This is a genomic window from Paenibacillus sp. ACRSA, assembly GCF_022346845.1.
GTDB lineage: Bacteria > Bacillota > Bacilli > Paenibacillales > Paenibacillaceae > Paenibacillus.
Genome location: NZ_JAKRNP010000001.1, coordinates 468643 through 492200, shown reverse-complemented (window position 1 = coordinate 492200; position 23558 = coordinate 468643). Strand labels below are relative to the sequence as shown.

The following is a 23558-nucleotide window of genomic DNA, read 5'->3' as shown; positions in this document are numbered from 1 at the left end:
AAAGGATGAGGAAAAATGACAAATAATATATGGTGGGATGATCTGCAAATCCATATGGTGGAGTGGCGCCGTCATCTTCATCGCAATCCTGAAGTTTCCTTTCATGAGGAGAAGACCTCATCTTTTATAGCAGATATGCTGGAAAGCTTTGGCGTGGAAGTGAAGCGTCATGTGGGGGGGCATGGAGTTATCGGTACGATTTGCGGAGATCAGCCAGGCCCTGTGGTCATGCTTCGAGCTGATATGGACGCTTTGCCTATCCAAGACGAGAAGGATGTAGAATATGCATCTAGAAAAGATGGAGCCATGCACGCATGTGGTCATGATGGACACGTTTCGATTCTGCTGGGAACAGCATTGTATTTCAGTCGTAATAAGGCTGCAATTAAAGGAGAGATTCGTTTTCTGTTCCAACCAGCAGAAGAGTTACTGCCTGGCGGAGCAGTTCACGTCATTGCCGACGGTGGGCTTGATGGCGTAGATGTCATCTATGGAATTCATCTGTGGACACCTCTCCCTGTAGGTGTTGCAGCGAGTACGGCGGGATCAATGATGGCTGCGGCGGATGATTTCTATATTGAGATCACAGGCAAAGGTGGTCATGGCGGGATGCCGCAGTCGACTGTGGACAGCTTGGTGGTAGGTTCAGCACTGGTGATGCAATTACAGACCGTAGTTAGTCGTTCCGTCGATCCATTGCGCCCGGCGGTGCTGACGATTGGTACCATGCAAGCTGGAGCTGCACAGAACGTTATTGCGGAATCCTGTAAAATGAGTGGCACGGTCAGAACGTTTGATGAAGAGACCCGATCCGGGATGAAAGAACGCATCCACACCATGGTGGCTCAGACGGGTGCAGCTTATGGAGCTAAGACGGATATCAAATATATTATGGGTTACCCGCCAGTTGTTAATGATGAGCGGGAAACAGAACGGTTCTTCCAAGAAGCGGTGCATGTGTTTGGCGCGCAAAATGTACAAGCTTCACCGATGATCATGCCTGCAGAGGATTTTGCTTATTATTTACAGCAGATTCCTGGCTGTTTTATGTTTGTTGGTGCAGGCAATCCAGATAAAGGCGCAATCTATCCGCACCATCATCCGAAGTTTGACTTTGATGAAGATGCGATGCAGCATGCAGTTAAGCTGTTTATTGCTATGGCGACAGGTTACACGGCTGAAGTATAGAATGATTAACCAACTCATTGGGCATCCTTAAACATAGGATGCTCTTTTTTTATTTGGTGAGCTAGATCGTTAGTAGGTTCATAAGGTTCATTTTCGGAGCTTACCGGGACTGGGCTTTTTGTCATGCGTGTGATACCCATTCAGCAACGAACAGACCAGCAGTTAGGAGGCGTGTGTAATGGAAATCTCAGGTGCCTGTATTGTCCAACGGGATTTTACCCTATTACTTGAGGTAGGTCATCCCCAATTTGAACAAGCTAGATCACAGATCGGCATGTATGCTGAACTCATTAAAACCCCTGCTGGCTTCCATACGTATCGGATGACTTTCTTATCCCTGTGGAATGCTGCGGCCATTGGTTGGAATGCTGATCGCATCATCCATAGCTTGGAGTCTATTTCGCGTTGGACTGTGCCGGCAGCATTGATACAAGATATTCGGAGAATAGTTGGACAGTATGGCAGGCTGAAGCTGCACTGGGATCAAGATCAGGAGAATATGCGTCTAGTTGGAGACCATGAGCAGCTGTTGAATGAAATATCCATGATGAAAACAGTTGCGGCCTTTCGAATGGAGCGTGCTGCACCTGTGGAATTCATTGTGCGAGGAGAACAGCGTGGGTTGTTGAAGCAGGAACTCACTCGCCTAGGCTATCCGGTTCTTGATTATGCAGGCTATCGTCAAGGAACACATCTTCATTTTGGCTGGAAGAAGACAGACAACGATGATGCGTTTGAGCTACGTTCCTATCAGCAAAGAGCGATAGAAGCATTCGAGGGCAGTGAAGGGATGGGCGGAAGTGGGCTGTTGGTATTACCTTGCGGGGCAGGCAAAACGGTTATTGGCATGGGCGTATTAGAACGGCTGCAATGTGAATGTCTTATTTTGACCTCAAATACAACATCGGTACGACAATGGATTGAAGAGTTACAGCGTAAGACAACAATTACTGGAGAACTCATCGGCGAATACTCAGGTCAGAAAAAGCAGGTGAGGCCAATCACTGTGGCAACGTACCAGATTCTAACTCATAGAAAGTCCAAGGATGCTGATTTTACCCATATCAAACTGCTTAGTGAACGGAAGTGGGGATTGATCATCTATGACGAGGTTCATCTGCTTCCAGCACCTGTATTCCGAGCGACAGCGGATATTCAAGCTACTCGAAGATTGGGATTGACGGCAACATTGGTTCGAGAAGATGGCTGTGAGCAAGATGTTTTTTCGCTGATTGGCCCTAAATTGTACGACATGCCTTGGAAGGAGCTAGAACAGCAGGGCTGGATCGCAGATGTGAAATGTCAGGAAATACGGATTCCGTTGCCTCCAGAATTAAAATTGAACTATTTGGAAGCAGAAGGGAAACATAAGTTTCGCTTAGCCGCTGAGAATCCAGCTAAATTAGATGTGATTAGAAGGCTTTTAGATCATCATCGAGGTCTTCCTGCGCTTGTCATTGGGCAGTATATAGATCAACTGGAGACCATTGCCCGGGAAATTGAGGCTCCTCTCGTATCTGGTGCAATGTCACAACAAGAACGAGTGAAATGGTTTGCTGCATTCCGGCGCGGCGAGATTCAAACGATCGTTGTCTCTAAGGTAGCGAACTTCGCTGTTGACCTGCCTGATGCGGCTGTTGCCTTGGAAATATCGGGTAGTTACGGTTCAAGGCAAGAAGAAGCACAACGTTTGGGACGAATTCTAAGACCTAAGCCAGGGGATAATAAAGCTTATTTTTATGCGCTTGTATCCGAGGATAGCAAAGAACAAGAGTTTGCGCTGCGGCGGCAGATGTTTTTGGTGGAGCAGGGTTATGAATATGCGATTGTTCGTGAAAGGAGTGCACTAACCAATGCGGAATCATAACACACAACAAGTGCAATTGAGTACAGAGCTCCTATCACGTGCGGAGCAAATTGTACTCAGTACCCTTTTTCGGCAGCATGCTGGAGCCTTTTTCTCTCCGAAGTTTTCTTCCGCGGTGTGGGTAACAGAAGGATTGAGTGGTGCCGAAGCCAGGGTGGCTCTGATTGGTCTTAGACAGAAGGGCTGGATCAAAACGACTCGCAAAACCTGGGGGGAGCATCTGTACTACATTCCTAATGTCCTGCTTCCCCAATTGACTGAAGTTTTTGCCATTAAAGTTGGCGCTGGTAACACACATGATGGGTCAGCAGATGCACAGCATGTTGAGCGATCTGAAATGATAGCAAAGGATCGCATGCAGGTGCTTTATGAGGCCGAAGTGGATATAGCTGCTGAGCTTCTTCATCTTATGGCGTGGATCATACATGAGGGTTTGCCATTAACCAGTAAAGGTACAATACATAAAAAATCGATTCGACAATTATGTAACATAACTACGTTGCACGAGAGTCATTTTCAAGCACTGCATATTCGTTATGATGATCCAGAGGTATATCCTGTTCATATCGCCATCGTACTGGATTTGCTTTTGCATTTAGGGTTGCTTGAAAAGAGTGATAAACACGTGTTCATATCCACTGAACAGTTGCAAGCCTGGATTAATCAATCTTGGTCATCTATGTATTGTGAAATTTATAACATTTGCGCAGAACGTTACGGAATGTCCGAACCATATGCTCAGCATTTTCGATCTCGATTGCTCATACTTGCACCCGCAATGAATGAGTGGTTTCCTATAAGACCTTTCCTTCCATGGAGGGACGAGCTACAGGTCGAAGAACAAGATCTATTGAGATGCGAGAATTCCAATCCAAAGAGTTTATCGTCTCTCCATGTTGTTCAAAGCTGGCTACGAGCTCTTGTAGGCTTGGGGTTCGGCGAAGTAGGTCATGATGCGACAGGTGAAGTGGTCTATCGTTGGTTAGTTCCGCCGGCCGATTTATGCTGCTCGGCTCATGCACTACAGGATAAAAGGTTAGAAGAAGAGAAATCAGGACTGTTTATCCAGCCTGATTTTGAGATTCTGCTTCCCCCCGAAGCACCTCCGCATGTCCGCTGGAGACTGGCGCTATGTGCTGAGCTTGTGACTCGAGATCGAATGAGTATTTACCGGCTCACAAAGGAATCGGTAATGAAAGCAGTAAGGATTGGCTTTACGCTGGATCAGATCGTTCTATTCCTGAATAATCATGCCATGACTGGCATTCCAGAACATGTACACTTGGCGATGCAGCAATGGGGACAAGAACCGGAAGAACGTCTAGCTAAACCACCTAACCCAAGTGACCCCGCTCTCGAAGTGGCACATCAGGGCGATGAATCAGCCGTCAATCTAAATGTACGAAGCCAGGGCATCATACACACAGCGGATAAGCTTTACGAGGAAGAAGATGAGCCATACGTGATCACAGAACGAGATAACTTATGGCCTGGCTATAAGGATATTCCCGAAATGTGGCACAGAGAATGGAGGAAGTACCACCTATCAACCACTCGGCAAATTGCCTCCAAAGCGATTGAATGGCAGACAAAGCTAGAGCTGAAACGAAATGAAGATATAGTCTATATCATACCGGATAGAATTGAGGGTCACGATGACTGGACGTTATCGGGTTGGGTGACATCCAGTAACGGGGAGAATGTTCTTGAACGGCAGGTGCTCTCTCCAACAGACTGGGGCAACATACGGTTAATTGTTCCTCAGTATGAACGAAGTGACCCATAGTATGGGACTAAGAGTGAGGTAGATAACACCAATAGACCTTGATCAGCATAACCCTCTGCGTTACCTTGTTTTCTATTTGCAGGAAAAACGCTTCTTAACTAATCGGGGATATGCTATGATAATGTAATCTACATTACGTAGAACTTTATATATAGATAGGATGAATTTCATGAGCGTAGCGGAAATGAACACGGTCGATATGGCCCAAGTGTTAACGGGCGCATATGAATTAGGCGACATGATTAACCAATCTGCCGAAGTATCGGATTATTTATATTGGAAACAGCAAGTTGAGACAAACCCGGAGATTCAAGCCGGTATACGCAAGCTGAATGCCAAGAAAGAGCTATTCGAGGAAACCCAGCGCTTTGGACATTTTCATCCAGACTTCCATGCAGCCAAGGATCAGGTTACAGCGTTGGAATTAGAATTAGAGGGTTTTGAGGCAGTGGCACGTTTTAAGCAGGCTGAGAAATCCCTGGACGACATGCTGCATCAGATGTCAGAGACGATAGCATATGCTGTGTCTACTACGATTAAAGTTCCAAGCAATGATCCGAATCCCAAAGGTGGTTGCGGAAGCGGCGGGAAGTGCAGCTGCGGTTAAAATGACGTTTGATTTAATCCATTAGGCCGGATGCGGGAGCATCCGGTCTCCATGATCGAAAGGCGGGGGAAGAAGATGTTTGCGGAAAGGACAGGATTCATTATTTGGGTAAGTGATTTGAAAGCGGCTCGTAATTTAGAAAAGTATGGCACTGTTCATTACATCTCCCGTCGTATGCATTATGTTGTGATGTATGTTAATGCAGAACGTGCTGAAGATACGATGAAAAATGTGAAACGACTTTCCTATGTGCGCAAAATTGAACGTTCATATCGGAATGAGATCAAAACGGAGTACGCAAGTAAAACGATGGACAAGACAAGTTATTACGGCATCTAAATATCAATGTATGATCGCATAACAAACGATTATCCATGATTCATGGTGCATCAAGTATATAGAGTGACTCCTCGGAGTCGCTCTTTTATTCAATTGACATCGTACATGTCTTGTGAAAAAAATCTTAACATATACCTTGAGCTTACGGGACTTATGTTGTAATATATTTGGTAATAAATAGATAGAAAGTCCTATCTGGTGGAGAGTGATTCCCATGCGTGATAAGGTGATGCAACGTTGGAGCACCTACGAGCCGTTTTTCGTAGCTCTTGGAGACAAAAAAGTGGCAGACATCGTCATTACCCATCATGCCAAGATGCGGTATGCAGATCGCATTGAGCCGACACGTAATGATGATGACCATATTGCGGCATGGTTATGGGAGTGTCTGAAGCAGGATCGTATTACACCATACTACCGTAATGAGCAGGATGTATACCTCATTGATGAAGATTTGGTTGTTGTTGCTGAATTTTCCGAACTTGAAGGGGAATATGATATTGCCGGCAATCCACTTCACAAAATGATTGTGGTTACGTTTTTGGGTCGTATGTCAGAGACCATTGAGCTACGTGATTTGAAATCGTATTATTCGTGGCTAAGACATTCAAGACGAATGACTCTAGTCAAGAACAGTCGGAAGCATAAGTGATATCGGGAGATCTCACATTTTCTTAAATGATAGATTCAGGCTACATGGCATGCAGACAAGCTGCATGCTTTTTTTGTTGGAATTCGCGAAATCGGATACAATGAGGTAAGTGTACAGAAGAGGGGCGAAGATATGAATTTCCATCAATTACACATTTTCTATACAGTTGCCGAGAAGGGAAGCTTCTCTGCGGCTGCTCAGGCGTTACATATGACTCAACCTGCAGTGACGATGCAGATTCAGTCGCTGGAGGATTACTTTGGCACCAAACTACTGCACCGTTCCACCAAAAAAATAGAATTATCTGAGGCGGGAATGACATTACTCCCTCATGCTAAACGAAGTGTTGAATTGGTTAGACATACAGATGAAGCGATGTCTGCGTTCACTAAAAAGCTTCAGGGGAGATTACAGCTCGGAGCTAGCTTGACGATTGGAGAGTATGTGTTACCTCGAATGCTGGGACCTTTTGCTCGTCAATATCCCGATATTTCAATCGTGATGAAAGTCATGAATACATCACAAATTATGGACGAGATTCTGAAGCACCAGCTAAACTTTGGCTTGATTGAAGCGCCTATTCATCATCCAGATATGATCGTAGAGCCTGTTATGCGGGATGAGCTGAAGCTAATCGTTCCAGCGGGTCATGCCCTTGCTCAGCGGGGTGAGGTAGAGTTGGAAGAAGTGATGTCATATCCATTTGTGTTGCGGGAGAAGGGTTCAGGAACAAGGCAAGTGATGGAGGATCAGCTGCAAAAAAGAAAAATAGACCCTCAGGATATGAACGTGGTCATGGAGCTCGGCAGTACAGGTGCGGTAAAATCAGCCGTTGAGGCTGGTGTGGGCATAACGATGTTATCACCGTCATCTGTTCAACACGAAATTGCGCTTGGTCTGGTTCATATCGTCGATATTCGTGGGCTGGAATTCAAACGTCAATTCTATGCGATTCATCTCAAATCTTCGTTGCTGCCCTTATCAGCGGTAGCTTTTCTAAACTATTTGCGTGAGCAGGAGCGGGTCGAGTTACAACAATAATTCAAGCCATATCGAAGGGAGTCGTTCTTGATGAATCAGCCTAACGGACGTTGCGATCTTCATACACATAGCCAAGCTTCTGACGGGATGCAGTCACCCGCCGCGAATGTGGAGCTTGCTAAACAAAAAGGTTTGGCGGCAATGGCACTCACGGATCATGATACGGTGGCCGGTGTTGCTGAAGCACTACGTGCAGGTGAAGAACTGGGAATCGAGGTTGTTGCTGGCGTTGAAATTAGTACTCGTGCGGGTGGAAAAGACATCCACGTGCTTGGCTATTATGTAAATATTGAGGATAAGACGTTTCTGGAACGCTTGCGAAACTTAAGGGAAGCACGTGAGGAGCGCAACCATCGGATTATTACTAAGCTGCAAGAGCTTGGGCTCGCTATTAACTGGCAAGAAGTAATTGAAGGACTCGGACGTCCACTGGAGCCGGATGAGAGCATTGGCAGACCACATATGGCTGATGTACTAGTAAGTAAAGGATATGCGACGGATATGCGAGATGCATTTGATCGTTATCTAGCAGAAGGAAAGCCCGGATTTGTGTCAGTTCCCCGGGTGGCTCCAGAGGAGGCGTGCCGATGGATTCGGGAGGCAGGGGGAGCTGCTGTTATAGCGCATCCTGGTTTGTATGGGAATGACGAGCTTGTTCGAGAGATCATTCAGAACTCGAAACCCGACGGCATTGAGGTGTTCCACGCGGATCATGATTTGGCAGAGGAGCGCAAGTATGCTGATCTTGCCCTAGAATTTGGCTTGATTCAGACCGGAGGGTCGGATTATCACGGTGTGAGACAAGGTGTGGTTTTCCATGGGGATCTTGGCAGCAAGTCGGTCGCAGTTGACGTGCTGCAGAGTCTGCAAATAGCAGCGAGGCGCAATAGGGAGTCTTGATCGTTGGTTAGAGAAGAGAGCCTAAGAACAACGTAGAAATAATTTCTCTTTCCCAAGAAGGGTAGTCAGGTTAAATAATCATTGTAGGGCATGTGAACATGAGGGGGTAACCCATCGTGCTCACATGTTTTTTTTTGAATTATAAAATTATGTGATTGAGTAATTCACCCATGCACCACGCGTTGCTCCAAGACGTTCGAATAATTGCTGCGCGCGTACATTGGTTTCTGCTGTGATCCAGGACATATAAGGGCACCCGTGTTCACGCGTATATTGCTGACACTGTTCAAATAATTTAGTTTCAACTTCGCTGTCTCGGAATGCTTCTACAACAAAAAGATCATTCATAATCGCTACACGTTCTGCTTTCATTGTGCTGTAGGTAAAATATAATGTGGAGAATCCAATCAGTTGATTATCTTGCTCCGCCACGAATTGAACCCCGATCTGATGATTGAGCAGGTTGTTGATCAATAGGTGGATAGCTTCGTCACCAGGCCAAAGGTTGTTATAAAATCCTACTACATATTCATGCATAAGTGCAGTAAGTGGGGTTAAATCCTCAGGTTGGGTAGTTCGAATAATAACAGTCATGTAATCCCCCTCTTTTCTTTTCGATAAGGTAATAAAATATTAGTTGAATTATAATACTGTTTATTGAATAAAAATGCAATACTGCATATGGGGATTGATACGTAAGCCCGTCTATTCCCGAAAAATTAAAATCCCCTAACCATGCGATGGTCAGGGGATTACTTGTCTTTATTTACACTCAGTTTAGGATGAGAAATGATTTATCCATTTTTGATGGTGGAAGGCAGACTCTTGATCAGTTCCTCATTGGGTGTAACAAACAAGGTTTTCTGATGATCATAGATGACAAAACCAGGTTTGGCACCGCTTGGTTTACGCACATGGCGGATAAATGTGTAATCCACAGGTACGCTGCTGGACTCTTTGGCTTGACTGAAATAGGCTGCAAGCTGTGCGGCTTCTTCCAATGTAGCTTCGCCAAAGTCGGTGCTGCGGATGACAACATGTGATCCCGGGATGTCTTTTGTGTGCAGCCACGTATCATTAGCGGATGCAAGGCGGTTCGTTACATATTCATTCTGCAAATTGTTCTTACCTACAAGAATATCAATCCCCTCTGAGGAGGTGAACTGATGCACAGTAGGACGATCATTTTTCTTTTTCTTTTTGCCCTTTTTGTTACGGTCACGAAGGTACCCCTGTTGCACAAGCTCATCTCGAATTTCTTCAATGTCGTTCATGGATGCGATGGATAGCTGTTGCAGCAGGTTGTCGAGATAAGCGATCTCGTCTTTCGTTTTTCCAAGCTGATCATGAATGACAGCTAGACTATTCTTGTACTTGTTATACCGCTTGAAATAACGCTGGGCGTTATCGGACGGCGTAAGTAACGGATCAAGCTGGATCGTGATGGTTGCTTGATCTTCATCATAGAAATTAACAAGCTGAGCCGTTTTGTCGCCTTTGTTAACTTGGTGCAGCGAAGCAAACAGAAGCTCTCCCCACAATCTGAACTTGTCCGCATCATCCGCTTCTAGTAAATCCTTATTCAGGTTGTCCAACTTTTTGATATTTTTACTTCGTTCGTTTTGCAGGAAGCGGAGCAAGTCACTTACTCTTTGCTTTACGGTATCCCGTTCGGCTTTATCTCCGTAGTAATCTTCCATACATTTGCTGATCGTGTCGTACGTCTTCTCGCCATCTTGAATGCTCTGAAGCTGGATGGCAGAGAAGATCATTTTGCCTTTGGTATTCATGCCAGTGACAGGGGTGTAGGCATTGTTCTTAACGAGTCCCATCAGGGATTCAAAAGTATTCCAGAGCGCTTCCGCCTCGATGCGGTGCTCACCCTCAGTTGAAGTTAGCTTTTCGCTGTCAGCAGCAACTGCCCGAGCAGTAATCTCACCTGCAATTAGCGGACTAAGGCCGCTAAACGCGTTCACGAGCCAGCGTGAAGCATCCTCTTCGGCAGTGGTGTAGCTGTTCTGGAACTCCGTTTTACTTATTTCAAGCGGATTGCTCTTATGTTGTTCTGGCGGTGCAGTATACGAGAAACCAGGCATGACCACCCTGTAACTGCTGATGGACGGAGTGACATGATGAATACCGTCTAGAATAGTTTCGGTGATGGGATCAAGCAAAATAATATTACTGTGTCTTCCCATAAGTTCAATGATGATGCGTTTTACTGAAACATCACCCAATTCGTCGCGCTGCCGCACATCGATATGGATGATACGCTCCATGCCGATCTGACGAATGTTCTCTATAATTGCCCCTTCACAATGCTTACGAAGCAACATACAGAACATCGGTGCTTCCGTGGGATTCAGGAATGTCTTTTCTGTATAATGCACGCGGGGATAGGTTGGACTTGCTGATACAAGCAGTTTACTGTTACCGCGCTGAGCACGCAGGGTGAGCACGACATCATGACCATTAGGCTGATGGATCTTACTAATACGTCCACCGATACAACCTTGCAGTTCATGAACAATGGCTCGGGTTACAATGCCGTCGAGTGCCATTTTCTCCACTTCCTCTCTATCGAGCGTCTGACTTCATGCCAGAGGCTACATCTATAAGTGTGTGTTCAAAAAGACCGATTTTTGAACTACTTCTCTAACTGAAACGAGCAACCGGGCTATGTATACAAAAGATAGGGCGGTTGTAGTTTTGCTGTTACTTACCTATGGAACGCTAAACTCGGTTGCGTATATATCCACAGACTTTTATTTTAGCCTATTATGCCCCTTAGGGAAAGGATTCACCTTCCGTGTGCTAATCAAGGTCCTGTCCGAATACATATAGATTAGGTAGTTTGTCCGGCATAGTGTACAGCCTGTCGACCAGCGCGCCGGTGAAGCATGTGAGCTAGTTTTGCAGATGAAATACAGACTGGGAGGGAACCAAGAAGCATGGAACATACCAAGTGGCATCAGCTAAGTGATGAAGAGTTACGTAATACTCTTGGCGTTAGCCCGCAGGAGGGATTAACGGAAGAAGCTGTAACAGAGAAGAGGAAAGTTGCCGGTTCAAACGAACTGAGTGAAGGAAAACGCATATCTCCAATCACATTATTGCTGAATCAGTTTAAGGATTTTATGGTACTGGTGTTGATGGGAGCGACGCTGGTATCCGGACTGCTTGGGGAGTATCTGGACGCGGTAACAATTGTAGCCATTATTGTACTCAACGCTATTCTAGGGTTTGTACAGGAATTTCGGGCAGAGCGATCTCTTCGTGCTTTGAAGCAATTATCAGCTCCTGCCGCTAAAGTACTTCGATCAGGACAAGAGATTCAGGTTGCGGCTAAACTGCTTGTGCCTGGTGATATTGTGCTGGTTGAAAGTGGGGATCGTATTCCTGCCGATGTGCGCTGGCTGGAAACGAACAGCCTGGATGTGGAAGAATCCGCTCTGACTGGTGAATCCGTACCTGTAAGCAAGCATTGTATGCCTATTGCCGCTGATGATGTGCCGCTGGGAGATCAGAAGAACATCGGATTCATGGGAACGATGGTTACGCGCGGAACGGCACGTGGTGTTGTTATTCGTACGGGTATGTATACCGAGATGGGCAAAATCGCTGATCTGATCCAAAATACCGATGAACAAGAAACACCACTACAGCACAGGCTTGAACAGTTGGGGAAAATACTGATTTTCGTCGCACTTGGGCTTACCGTCATGGTTGTCGTTGCAGGTATTCTTCATGGACAACCAGCTGTAGGCATGTTTCTCGCTGGGGTCAGCCTTGCGGTTGCCGCAATTCCAGAAGGATTGCCCGCGATAGTTACCATTGCTTTGGCGTTAGGTGTGCAGCGCATGATCAAGCGAAAAGCCATCGTGCGGAAATTGCCATCTGTCGAAACGTTAGGCTGCGCATCAGTCATATGTTCAGATAAGACAGGTACACTCACCCAAAACAAAATGACGGTGACAGATGTCTGGTTAGAAGGCCGCGGAATTAAGGTAACCGGGGATGGGTATTCGCCAGAAGGACAGATGCTTGAGAATGGACGTCCTGTTGATCTGAAGAGTGACCAGACGTTGCGACGCCTATTGCAGATCAGTGCTCTTTGTAATAACGCCAGTATTGTTGAGAATAGAGGAGAAGAGCTTCGGAATAAGAAAAAAGGCAAAGATTCGAAGAAAGATTCCGACCAAGGTGTGGTTTGGGAACTGAAAGGTGACCCGACAGAGGGCGCACTAGTTACGCTGGCTTCCAAAATGGGACTTACACCTAACGGGCTCAAAGAATTATACGTACGTCAGCAAGAGTTCCCATTCGATTCTGATCGGAAACGTATGTCTGTCCTTGTTCATCATCAGGGAGGACGAATGATCTACACCAAGGGGGCTCCTGATGTCCTGATTGGACAATGTAACTACATTTTATGGGAGGGTAAAGTAGTACCCTTTACAGGAACCTTACGACAGAAGGTCATGGCTGCGAACGAAAATATGGCTGCATCAGCACTTCGAGTGCTTGGGATGGCATATCGTGATGTACGACCAGAAGAAAGAGTCGAAGATGAGAACACTGCGGAGAGCCAGCTTGTGTTTGTAGGCTTAGCAGGCATGATTGATCCACCGCGCCGTGAAGTTAGGGATGCTATTGCAACCTGCCGCAGAGCAGGTATACGAACCGTGATGATTACGGGTGATCATGGCACCACCGCTGAAGCCATTGCACAACAACTCGGCATTCTTCCGCGAGGAGGAAAGTCATTAAGTGGACTTCAGTTAGCGGGCATGGCGGATGAAGAACTGGATAAACACGTTGAGGGGATTTATGTCTTCTCCAGGGTATCTCCTGAGCATAAATTACGAATAGTCAAATCGCTACAAAGGAAAGGACATGTCGTTGCGATGACGGGGGATGGCGTTAATGACGCTCCAGCCATCAAAGCGGCAGATATCGGTATCGCGATGGGGATTACCGGCACCGATGTAACGAAAGAAGCGTCTGCCCTAATTTTGAGTGACGATAACTTCTCAACTATTGTATCTGCTATTGAAGAAGGGCGTAACATCTATGAGAACATTCGTAAATTTATTCGTTACTTACTTGCCTCCAATGTGGGTGAGATATTGACCATGTTCTTCGCAATGATGATGGGCTTGCCTTTGCCACTCGTACCGATCCAGATTTTATGGGTCAATCTCGTGACGGATGGTCTTCCAGCTATGGCGCTGGGCGTGGATCAGCCAGAGAAGGATCTCATGGAGCACAAGCCGCGTGGTGCGAAGGAAAATATTTTTGCCCGTAGATTGGGCTGGAAAATTATAAGTCGTGGTGTCCTGATCGGTTTATGTACGCTGGGCGCTTTCTGGCTTACATTACAAGCGGCTCCGGATCATCCGGGTCAACTGATCAAGGCGCAGTCTGTGGCTTTTGCGACTTTGGTTCTGGCTCAACTGATCCATGTGTTTGACTGCCGGAGTTCACGTTCTATTTTTCATCGGAATCCGCTCCAAAACAAATATTTGGTCCTTGCCGTCATTTCATCTGTCGTGCTGATGCTGATTGTAATGTACGTAGAGCCGTTGCAACCGATCTTCAAAACTGTACCGCTCGGCTTGCGTGAATGGGCGATCTGTATCGTTGCTGCCGGAATTCCTACGTTCCTTATGGGAGCAGGCAGTGTGTGGGGAGGCCGTCGCAACCGTCGCCGTATGGGGCCAGGCCGTTTCGTTCCGAAAAGTACAAAGTTTTCTGCATAAAATCAATACCTTTTACTTCCCATTTTCGTTATGCTATCCTCAAAATGCGTCGAAGCAAACGGCTTCGCCATTTTGCAGGATAGCTTTTTTTTGGAAGCGGAGCTTCATCTCTTCTTCCAGTCATGAGAGCCTGACTTTTCAAAAAAACATAACTTGAAATGAATAAATGCTTTGGCAGCAGACTGCCAAAAGGAGTGGGAAGATCATATGGAATTTACGAAAATGCATGGACTAGGCAACGACTTTATCGTTGTATTTGGAGAAGAGAAGCTTCCCGCAGACGCGCCAGAATTGGCTGTGAAATGGTGTAACCGATTTTTCGGCATTGGTGCGGATGGGCTCGTCTATATACTGCCTTCCGAGAAAGCAGATTTTCAGATGCGCATTATGAATTCAGACGGTTCCGAAGCCGAACAATGTGGTAATGCCATTCGATGTGTCGCAAAATATGTGTATGATCACGGTCATGTATCCGGTGAGAATATTACGATAGAGACGATTGGTGCAGGCGTACAACCGGTTAACCTTAACATTCGTGATGGTAAGGTAGAGACGGTTCGTGTGGATATGGGTGAGCCGATTTTGGACGGGCTTAAGGTTCCAACGACAGTGGATGCAAATCCTGTTGTTGATCATTCCATTGAAGCGAATGGTCAACAATTTAAGTTTACCGCCGTATCCATGGGGAACCCACACGCTGTTATTTATGTAGAAGATGCTGTGAACTTTGATCTCTCAACATGGGGGCCACTGCTAGAGGTACATCCGATGTTCCCGAAAAAAATTAATGTGGAATTCGCCACTGTTCGTGACCGCGGGTATGTAGATATGCGTGTATGGGAACGTGGAGCGGGGCCAACGCTGGCATGTGGAACAGGAGCCTGTGCAACACTCGTATCGTCAGTTCTGAATGGACACACCGACCGTACTGCTGTCGTTAGCCTCAAAGGTGGAGATTTGCACATTGAGTGGAATGAATCAGATAACCATGTTTATATGACAGGGCCTGCGGAAGTTGTTTTCAAAGGGATCACCTCATAAAATGAAGATTTAAGCCAAGAGAGGCCTGTGTGCCTCTCTTTTTGTATTGCAGAAATAGAATTCGGGTATATATGTTCAGTCATACATTCCATGAGAACAGACAGAACAGAACATATATCATCATGATTCCGGGAAAAAACCTGCGTTTTCCTTCGTTTTTTAGCGTTTTTTGTGTTACATTAGTATGAAATTGATCACAGCCAGGCGGGGGGAAATGGGATGAAGGCGGATTTACGGAGCGTAATGCAGGAGCGGGTTCTCGTGGGAGACGGGGCGATGGGAACATTCCTTTATCAAATGGGATTTCCGGTAGGCATTTCCTATGAAGAGTTGAATTTAATTTCACCTGAAGTGGTGGCTGATGTACATCGTCGTTATCGAGATGCAGGGACTGAAATATTCGAGACGAACACATACTCTGCCAATTATGATAAGTTATCCAAGTTTGGCCTGGAGTCTAAGGTTGAGAGTGTGAACCGGGCTGGTGTGCGTATCGCCAAGGAAGTGGCAGGTAGCCAAGGTTATGTGCTTGGTGCTGTAGGTTCAATTCGCGGGGGGAAACGCACGAATGTATCTACAAGTGAGCTGAAACGCTTTTATGAGCAACAGATTTTTGCACTTCTTGACGAAGGAGTAGACGGTATTCTCCTTGAAACCTTCTATGATATCGAGGAGATGGACATTGCCCTTCTGCAGACTCGTAAGCTGAGTGACCTGCCCGTAATTGGACAATTTGCGGTTGAGCATGTTGGTCATACACTGGATGGATATACAATGCCTGAGGCGTTCCGGATTATGCGTGAACAAGGTGCCGATGTGATTGGCTTCAACTGTCGCACAGGTCCTAACGGTATTATGCGTGCGATGGAAACGGTATCTGGCCGAATTGGTATTCCAATGTCCGTCTATCCTAATGCGGGAGCCGCGGATTACGTAGATGGTGAATTCCGTTATGGTGCAACTCCGGAGTACTTCGGTCAGACAGCAGTACAGTTTGCCGACTTGGGTGCTCGGATTATCGGTGGTTGCTGCGGAACAACGCCTGATCATATCGCTGCTATGGCTGGAGCCTTAGCCGACTATCAAGCTGCTCCAATTGTCCAGCCTGACCTAACGGATCCCAAACCACGCATTGTCCTGCATGAACATGTGGATGAGCGTGCTGGTCGTGGAGGACAACCTACGATTGTTGATCTAGTGAAAGAGCGTCATACGGTTATCGTTGAACTTGACCCACCACGTGATCTGGATATCGCTAAATTCATGAAAGGTGCCGAGGTGCTAAAAGCAGCAGGAGCTGACGCATTAACACTCGCTGACAACTCGCTTGCTGTTACCCGGATGAGTAATATGGCTCTGGGACATCTCGTTCAAGATCGCACGGGACTGCGCCCGCTTGTGCATATCGCATGCCGGGATCGTAATCTCATCGGTACGCAATCCCACATGATGGGCTTTGATGCGCTTGGAATTAATCATGTGCTCGCGGTAACCGGAGATCCAGCCCGTTTCGGTGACCTCCCGGGTTCAAGCTCGGTATATGATCTAACCTCCTTCGAAATTATTCGAATGATTAAGCAACTGAACGATGGTGTAGCCTTCTCGGGTAAACCACTCAAGCAAAAAGCGGGGTTCGTTATTGGAGCTGCATTCAATCCAAACGTGAAATATCTGGACAAAGCCGTTCAACGTTTGGAGAAAAAGATTGCCTCCGGGGCCGATTACATCATGACCCAGCCGATTTACGATCCACAATTAATTGTCGCAATGCATGAAGCAACCAAACATCTGGAAATCCCTATTTTCGTTGGCGTAATGCCGCTCGCAAGTGGACGAAATGCGGAATATCTCCATAACGAGGTGCCGGGAATTCAGCTGTCGGATGAGGTGCGTTCACGCATGGCTGGTCTGGAAGGCGAAGAAGGCCGCGCGATGGGCGTGAAAATCGCCAAGGAACTATTGGATGTAGCCACCACGTATTTTAAAGGCATCTATCTAATGACGCCATTTATGTTCTACAACATGACGGCGGAACTTACGCAATATGTGTGGGAGAAGTCAGAGCACCAATGTCCTACTTGTTTCAACCCTAATAATCAATTACAATAGTGTAACGGATGTGATGCCGATGTCATTCAGTATGACCGGATACGGTCAATCCGCTTTTCATTTTGGCGGCTATAAGGTACAGTTGGAAGTCAAATCGGTCAATCATCGTTATTGTGAAGTGATGATGCGTCTACCGAAAGAGTGGACATGTTATGAAGACGGATTGAGGAAAATCGTACAGAGCCGTTTGAAACGTGGGCGGATTGATGTTTATGTAATGAAAGAAAAAGATGAAGACCAGGCTCTTCCTGCCGTGCTCAATGAGCAGGCGGTTAGAGCCTATCTGCAGGCTGCAGAGCAGTTGGAGACCCGGTATGGAATGCAGGGCAAGCCGACCATTATGGACATACTTTCGTTGCCAGATGTCATGGTTCATTCAGAAGGGGTTAATCTCCTGACGGAAGAACAGAAGGATGAATGGGAACGTGTTCTGCAGGAGGGACTTGAAGAAGCTCTGTCCGGTCTGGAACAGATGCGCGCTCGCGAGGGTCTTCATCTGGCCAGTGACCTGGAACGACGAATAAGTCGTCTGGAGTCACTGCATACCGAGATGCTTACTCTTGCACCTACTGTGGTAAGTGATTACCGCAACAAGCTAAGACAAAGGCTTACGGAAATGCAGGAAGAAGGCTCTTTCCCTTTTGATGAGCATAAATTGGGTATGGAAATTGCTGTGTTTGCCGATCGTTCTAACATAGAAGAAGAGCTTACGCGTTTACTCAGTCACTTTGGACAGAGCAGGGAACTGCTGAAGAGTGATGAACCTGTGGGACGCAAGCTGGACTTTCTTATTCAAGAGATGAATCGTGAAGTTAACACGATTGGATCAAAAGCCAACCATTTGGCTCTAGTGAACCGTGTTGTCGAGATGAAGGCGGAACTGGAGAAAATTCGTGAGCAAGCAGCGAATATCGAATGAACGGTCATATTTCGGCAGAAGAGTCGCATGTATAGGGGGAAGAACCTGATTATGGCAATCAAACTCATTAACATTGGATTCGGTAACATCGTATCGGCGAACCGGATTATATCCATCGTAAGCCCGGAATCGGCGCCGATCAAGAGGATTATACAAGAGGCAAGAGACCGTCATATGCTGATTGATGCAACGTATGGAAGACGTACTCGTGCCGTAATTATTACGGATAGTGATCATGTCATTCTGTCTGCGGTACAGCCAGAAACGGTTGCCCATCGTCTTTCTTCGAAAGATGATGATAACGACGAATAAAATGGAGTGTAATATGTCTAAGGGATTACTGATAGTGTTGTCCGGCCCATCTGGGGTCGGGAAGGGTACAGTATGCAGCGCGCTGCGCAAACGGGTGCCGAATTTGACTTATTCCGTATCGGCAACAACCCGCCAGCCTCGTCTGGGTGAAGAACATGGAGTTAACTACTTCTTCCATTCGCATGATGAGTTTCTGAGTATGATTGCTGAAGATCAACTGCTGGAACATGCAGAATATGTTGGCAACTATTATGGAACTCCACGTGATTTTGTGGAGAAAACAATTAACGAAGGCCGCGACATCATTCTTGAGATTGAAGTCCAAGGTGCGTTAAAAGTAAAAGAAAAGTTCCCGGAAGGGATCTTTGTGTTTCTACTTCCTCCTTCGTTGGACGAGCTTAAAGATCGCATTCAAGGCCGCGGTACGGAAAGTCAGGCTACAATTGACCACCGGATGTCCGTTGCTGTGGATGAGATCAGCTTGTTGGAGCAGTATGATTACGCAGTTGTTAATGATGAAATTGATTTGGCGTGTAAACGAATAGAAAGCATCATTATCGCCGAACATTGTAAGATCAATAAATAATCTCTTTTACCGCAGCAATATGCGATATTCCACACGACTACAGTCATAGGATATATAGATAAAGAACGCGTTCGTGTGGATGACGGATACAGACTGGACTGTGTAGGTGCATGTTCAACTTAATCGTTTTGCATTACCGTGAAAATGATCTATCTGAACAGCCTCTTGAAGTTCAGTCTGGCGGTGAAGGGTGATTATACTAATGTGAAGAGGTGTTTTGTAACTATGCTGTATCCTTCTATTGATGAAATGATGAACAAAGTCGACAGCAAGTATTCTCTTGTTGTTGCTGCTTCTCGCCGGGCTAGACAACTTCGTGAAGGCGAAAAATCCGATCTGAGAAATGCAAAATCCAATAAACAGGTTGGCGTTGCGCTTGAAGAGATTTATGGTGACTTGCTCGTTGTCATCAAAGGACAGGACGAAGAAGAGGAAGAGTAAGCCGTCAGCGGCTGCTCTTCAACTGCATACGGCGTAAGCCGGATTTATTTGACAACCGCGAGGTTGTTATTTTTTTCTCTATTGAATTCTATTCATAACGAACTAAAGGGATGACAAGATAGATTCCTATTCATCGTTTATATGTCGCATAGACTGGGGGAAATAACATGTTGAACGGCAAAAAGATCGTGCTTGGAGTCACAGGAGGAATCGCTGCTTACAAAGCAGCAACACTATGCAGTAGACTTGTGCAAAGAGGAGCGGATGTTCATGTCATCATGACGGAATCTGCTAAACAGTTTATTACAGAGTTAACACTGCAAACCTTGACGCGTAATGTTGTATATAGCGATACGTTCGATGAGCGCGAACCATCGGTTGTTTCACATATTCATTTGGCTGATCTCGCCGATCTTGTATTGGTAGCTCCAGCCACCGCGAATGTGATTGCGAAGATGGCACATGGTATGGCGGATGATATGTTAACCACCACGCTCCTAGCTACTACTGCTCCAGTAATGATTGCACCGGCTATGAATGTTCATATGTATGATCACCCGGCTGTGCAACATAATATGAACCTATTAGTCGAGCGTGGAACGTTAATGATTGAGCCAAGCGAAGGGCAATTGGCCTGTGGTTATGTAGGCAAAGGAAGGCTGGAAGAGCCAGACACAATCGTTGATGTCGTGGAACATTTTTTTGCGAATAAAGCGAGCGGCAACAATGCTGGACAGATCTCTTATGTTTCGGCACCAGCAACCAAGCAAACGACTACACAAACGGCTACAGAAGCACGGCTATTAACAGGAAAAAAAGTCGTTGTCACAGCGGGAGGTACCATTGAACGTATTGACCCTGTTCGCTATATTACGAATGACTCTTCAGGCAAGATGGGCTTTGCAGTTGCGGTTATAGCGCAGGAGCTTGGAGCTGAAGTTACACTTATCATGGGCAATACACAGGTCAGCCCACCCGCAAATGTACAGGTGATTCGGGTGCAGTCTGCAAATGAAATGTATGATGCTGTTCTAAGCCAATGGGATGAAGCAGATATTGTAGTGAAGGCAGCTGCTGTGGCTGATTATCGCCCTAAGGAAGTTTATAAGGAAAAGATGAAGAAAACAGGCGATACATTATCGCTTGAACTTATTAAAAATATAGATATTCTCGAAACATTAGGGAAGCAGAAGACCCATCAATTTCTGATCGGTTTTGCAGCAGAGACGAATGATATTGAACGGTATGCACGAGAAAAACTGGAACGGAAAAACTGTGATCTGATCGTAGCCAATGATGTCACCCGTGCAGGTGTAGGATTTGGAACAGATACCAATGCGGTGAATATTTATGACCGTGAGGGTTTGGTAGAAGAGCTTCAGGTAATGGCCAAGGAAGACGTGGCACGCCAGTTGCTTTCAATTGCGGCGGAGCGCATTGCCGGGGGGAATTAATATGGAGATCGCCAAGGTGATTGTCGATGTTCCTGTGAAGGAAACCGACCGACCTTTTGATTATCTTGTGCCAGAATCGATGCGAGAATGGATCGAAATTGGCAGTCGGGTAGGTGTACCTTTTGGACATCGGACGGTGCAGGGATTTGTCGTTGATCTTGTACCTCGCACCGGAAATGAGACATTTAAGCTCAAGCCTGTTCAGGAGCTGCTAGATATTGTTCCGCCTTTGTCCAAAGATCTGGTGGAACTAGCAGAATGGATGAGTGATCGTTATGCGAGCAATCGCATTCTATCTTTGCAGGTGATGGTACCCACAGCTTTAAAAGGAAAAGCAGAGCGTTACATCTCTATTGGAGATGCACTCGATGCTAAGACGGCGAGTTCGTCGCCGAATGAAGAGGTTCTTTTTGTATGGGGAGAAGAATCAACTACGGAGAAGGTACAGCAGGATATCATTCGATTCGTACAAAGCCGTGGACAAGTCCCTCTTCAACAACTAAGTCGAAAGTACCCTAATCATGCACCCTTGATCAAAAAACTGCTTCTAGGTGGCATATTGTTAGAAAGCCAGGCCATCAAGGATAAAATGGGCAAAAAGACGATGAAGTCTGTGGATCTTGCGGTTGATGCCATGGTAGCACAAGAAGCACTTGATGCATTCCCAGCGAAGGCGCAACGTCAGAAGGAAGTATTATCTTTTTTGCTCGAGATGAAAGAACTGTTGCCTATGCCAATGAAGGAATTGTTGTCAACGCTTCAGGTATCTGCGGCCACTGTCAAAGGACTGGAAGAGAAGGGATTACTCGTAACAGAGGACGTTGAAGTCTTTCGTGACCCTTATCAGGGCAGGAAGTTTCGGGCGACCGAACCGCTCTTGCTCACGCCGGAACAGCAACATGTGTATGATAGCATCAACGGTAGATTGATGGAGAGACGCCACGGCGTCTTTTTGCTTCATGGTGTAACAGGAAGTGGCAAAACGGAAGTCTATCTGCAAACGATACAACAGTGTATTGATCAGGATCGGCAAGCCATCGTGCTTGTACCCGAAATTGCTCTGACTCCTCAGATGGTTGAGCGTTTCAAAGGGCGCTTTGGTAACCAGGTTGCGGTCATGCACAGTCGTTTGTCAGGTGGGGAACGTTACGATGAATGGCGTAAAATTAGAGAGGGTCAGGTCAAGGTGGCTATTGGGGCACGATCAGCGGTGTTTGCACCGTTCAGCCGTCTTGGATTAATTATTATGGATGAGGAGCATGAGACCTCCTACAAGCAGGAGGAAACGCCAAAATATCATGCCCGTGATGTTGCGGTGAAAAGAGCCCAGCAGCACCAGGCCGTTGTGGTTCTTGGTTCTGCGACGCCCTCGCTAGAAAGTTATTACGCTGCTCGCTCTCAAAGTAATGATGAATTCGCACCACTCCTGCTGGAAATGCCAACTCGGGCGCTTGGTAATAACTTGCCTGACGTGCGCATTGTTGATATGCGTGAGGAACTCAAGGATGGCAATCGATCGATGTTCAGCCGTGCATTGCACAAAGGTATAGAGGAACGCTTGGAACGTGGAGAACAAACCGTTTTACTTCTAAACCGCCGTGGATACTCTACTTTTGTGATGTGCCGAAGCTGTGGATATGTAGCCGGTTGCCCAGAGTGTGATATTTCCCTGACGTATCACCAACGCTCCAATAATCTTCGTTGTCACTATTGTGGTTATGCGGAAGCGGCTCCGGAAGTGTGCCCGGATTGTGGTAGTGAGCACATTCGATATTTTGGAACAGGGACTCAGCGTGTAGAGGAAGAACTCGCGAAGTTATTCCCGGGTATTCGCGTCATTCGGATGGATGTGGATACAACAACGGAGAAGGGTTCACATGAGAAGCTGCTGAAACAGTTTCGGGAGAAAAAGGCAGATATCTTGCTGGGTACACAGATGGTCGCTAAAGGGCTCGACTTCCCAGATGTGACGCTGGTAGGGGTCATTACGGCCGATTCGGCATTGAATTTACCTGATTTCCGAGCTGCAGAAAAAACATTCCAGCTACTGACCCAAGTTGCCGGGAGGGCAGGACGACATCAGCTTCCAGGTGAAGTTTTTGTGCAATCTTATACGCCAGAGCATTACTCGATCGGTCATGCTAGTCAGCATGATTATGTATCATTTGTACGTGAAGAATTGCTGCATCGACGTAATCTTCAATATCCGCCATACTGTCGACTCATTCTGGTGACTTTCTCACACGAGCAACTACCGGTACTAATCCGGCTTGCTGAAAATTACACGCGAATGTTAAAAGAACGTGCAAACGCAGCAGGGTGGTTAGGAAGTATGGATCGTTTCAGCAACGAAGCCTTTGACGTACTCGGGCCCGTAGCCTCGCCGATTCCTCGGATCAAGAATAGATACAGATTCCAATGTATGATAAAATGGCGTGGGGATGTAGACGCTATTGGGCTCGCTCTAGCGATAGCTCGGCGCATGGACGATGATGTGCAAGCGCAGAAGTTGCTAATTAGTCTTGATGTAGACCCGCAAATGTTAATGTGAACA

Annotated in this window: 19 protein-coding genes; 17 read left to right on the top strand and 2 right to left on the bottom strand. The window is 46.4% G+C overall.

What is annotated here, in order from left to right; all coding sequences use genetic code 11:
* Positions 1–15 precede the first annotated feature (15 nt).
* The 8 genes from MH215_RS02275 (at position 16) to MH215_RS02240 (ending at position 8380) form a co-directional block, all read left to right on the top strand.
* Positions 16–1188, top strand: a complete 1173-nt coding sequence (locus MH215_RS02275; protein WP_239287606.1) for an amidohydrolase — start codon at positions 16–18, stop codon at positions 1186–1188.
* 178 nt (positions 1189–1366) lie between these two features.
* Entirely contained in the window at positions 1367–3055 is a 1689-nt protein-coding gene (locus tag MH215_RS02270) for a DNA repair helicase XPB (protein ID WP_239287594.1), read from the top strand.
* The gene (locus MH215_RS02265; protein WP_239287584.1) at positions 3042–4841 is read left to right on the top strand and encodes a helicase-associated domain-containing protein; all 1800 of its coding nucleotides are present in this window, start codon (positions 3042–3044) and stop codon (positions 4839–4841) included. The genes MH215_RS02270 and MH215_RS02265 overlap by 14 nt, the downstream gene beginning before the upstream one ends.
* Positions 4842–5010: 169 nt before the next feature.
* On the top strand, positions 5011–5448 hold the full coding sequence (locus MH215_RS02260) for a YlbF/YmcA family competence regulator (RefSeq protein WP_056696347.1): 438 nt from the start codon (positions 5011–5013) through the stop codon (positions 5446–5448).
* Positions 5449–5523: 75 nt separating this feature from the next.
* Positions 5524–5787, top strand: a complete 264-nt coding sequence (locus tag MH215_RS02255; RefSeq protein ID WP_056696929.1) for a YlbG family protein — start codon at positions 5524–5526, stop codon at positions 5785–5787.
* A 214-nt stretch (positions 5788–6001) separates the two neighbouring features.
* Positions 6002–6439, top strand: coding sequence for a hypothetical protein (locus MH215_RS02250; RefSeq protein WP_056696348.1), 438 nt, complete (start codon positions 6002–6004; stop codon positions 6437–6439).
* Between the two features lie 132 nt (positions 6440–6571).
* The gene (locus MH215_RS02245) at positions 6572–7480 is read left to right on the top strand and encodes a selenium metabolism-associated LysR family transcriptional regulator (protein WP_239287574.1); all 909 of its coding nucleotides are present in this window, start codon (positions 6572–6574) and stop codon (positions 7478–7480) included.
* Between the two features lie 30 nt (positions 7481–7510).
* A complete protein-coding gene (locus tag MH215_RS02240) occupies positions 7511–8380 on the top strand; it encodes a PHP domain-containing protein (RefSeq protein ID WP_239287564.1) in 870 nt (289 codons plus the stop codon).
* Positions 8381–8527: 147 nt separating this feature from the next.
* Here MH215_RS02240 and MH215_RS02235 read toward each other — a convergent pair whose 3' ends face one another.
* Together MH215_RS02235 and MH215_RS02230 are read right to left on the bottom strand one after the other, a co-directional pair.
* Positions 8528–8974: a GNAT family N-acetyltransferase gene (locus MH215_RS02235; RefSeq protein ID WP_239287555.1), complete on the bottom strand. Its 447-nt coding sequence runs from the start codon at positions 8972–8974 to the stop codon at positions 8528–8530.
* Between the two features lie 200 nt (positions 8975–9174).
* Complete coding sequence (locus MH215_RS02230; protein ID WP_239287553.1) at positions 9175–10941, bottom strand: Rqc2 family fibronectin-binding protein; 1767 nt, start codon at positions 10939–10941, stop codon at positions 9175–9177.
* 390 nt (positions 10942–11331) lie between these two features.
* On the opposite strand from MH215_RS02230, the gene MH215_RS02225 reads away from it, so the two are divergent.
* The 9 genes from MH215_RS02225 to priA all read left to right on the top strand — a co-directional run bounded on the left by MH215_RS02225 (position 11332) and on the right by priA (position 23555).
* On the top strand, positions 11332–14142 hold the full coding sequence (locus MH215_RS02225) for a calcium-translocating P-type ATPase, SERCA-type (protein WP_239287544.1): 2811 nt from the start codon (positions 11332–11334) through the stop codon (positions 14140–14142).
* 207 nt (positions 14143–14349) lie between these two features.
* Positions 14350–15183, top strand: a complete 834-nt coding sequence (dapF, locus tag MH215_RS02220) for a diaminopimelate epimerase (protein ID WP_145045452.1) — start codon at positions 14350–14352, stop codon at positions 15181–15183.
* Positions 15184–15402: 219 nt separating this feature from the next.
* Positions 15403–17292 carry a bifunctional homocysteine S-methyltransferase/methylenetetrahydrofolate reductase gene (locus MH215_RS02215; RefSeq protein WP_239287534.1) on the top strand — a complete coding sequence of 630 codons (1890 nt, stop codon included), beginning with the start codon at positions 15403–15405 and terminating at the stop codon, positions 17290–17292.
* A gap of 19 nt (positions 17293–17311) precedes the next feature.
* The gene (locus tag MH215_RS02210) at positions 17312–18211 is read left to right on the top strand and encodes a YicC/YloC family endoribonuclease (protein WP_239287522.1); all 900 of its coding nucleotides are present in this window, start codon (positions 17312–17314) and stop codon (positions 18209–18211) included.
* A gap of 51 nt (positions 18212–18262) precedes the next feature.
* Complete coding sequence (gene remA / locus MH215_RS02205; RefSeq protein ID WP_006209218.1) at positions 18263–18523, top strand: extracellular matrix/biofilm regulator RemA; 261 nt, start codon at positions 18263–18265, stop codon at positions 18521–18523.
* A 13-nt stretch (positions 18524–18536) separates the two neighbouring features.
* Positions 18537–19109, top strand: a complete 573-nt coding sequence (gmk, locus tag MH215_RS02200) for a guanylate kinase (RefSeq protein WP_056696363.1) — start codon at positions 18537–18539, stop codon at positions 19107–19109.
* Between the two features lie 225 nt (positions 19110–19334).
* Complete coding sequence (rpoZ, locus tag MH215_RS02195) at positions 19335–19550, top strand: DNA-directed RNA polymerase subunit omega (protein WP_056696365.1); 216 nt, start codon at positions 19335–19337, stop codon at positions 19548–19550.
* A gap of 167 nt (positions 19551–19717) precedes the next feature.
* Complete coding sequence (gene coaBC, locus MH215_RS02190) at positions 19718–21004, top strand: bifunctional phosphopantothenoylcysteine decarboxylase/phosphopantothenate--cysteine ligase CoaBC (protein WP_239287503.1); 1287 nt, start codon at positions 19718–19720, stop codon at positions 21002–21004.
* 1 nt (position 21005) lies between these two features.
* Positions 21006–23555: a primosomal protein N' gene (priA, locus tag MH215_RS02185; RefSeq protein WP_239287482.1), complete on the top strand. Its 2550-nt coding sequence runs from the start codon at positions 21006–21008 to the stop codon at positions 23553–23555.
* Positions 23556–23558: the final 3 nt, after the last annotated feature.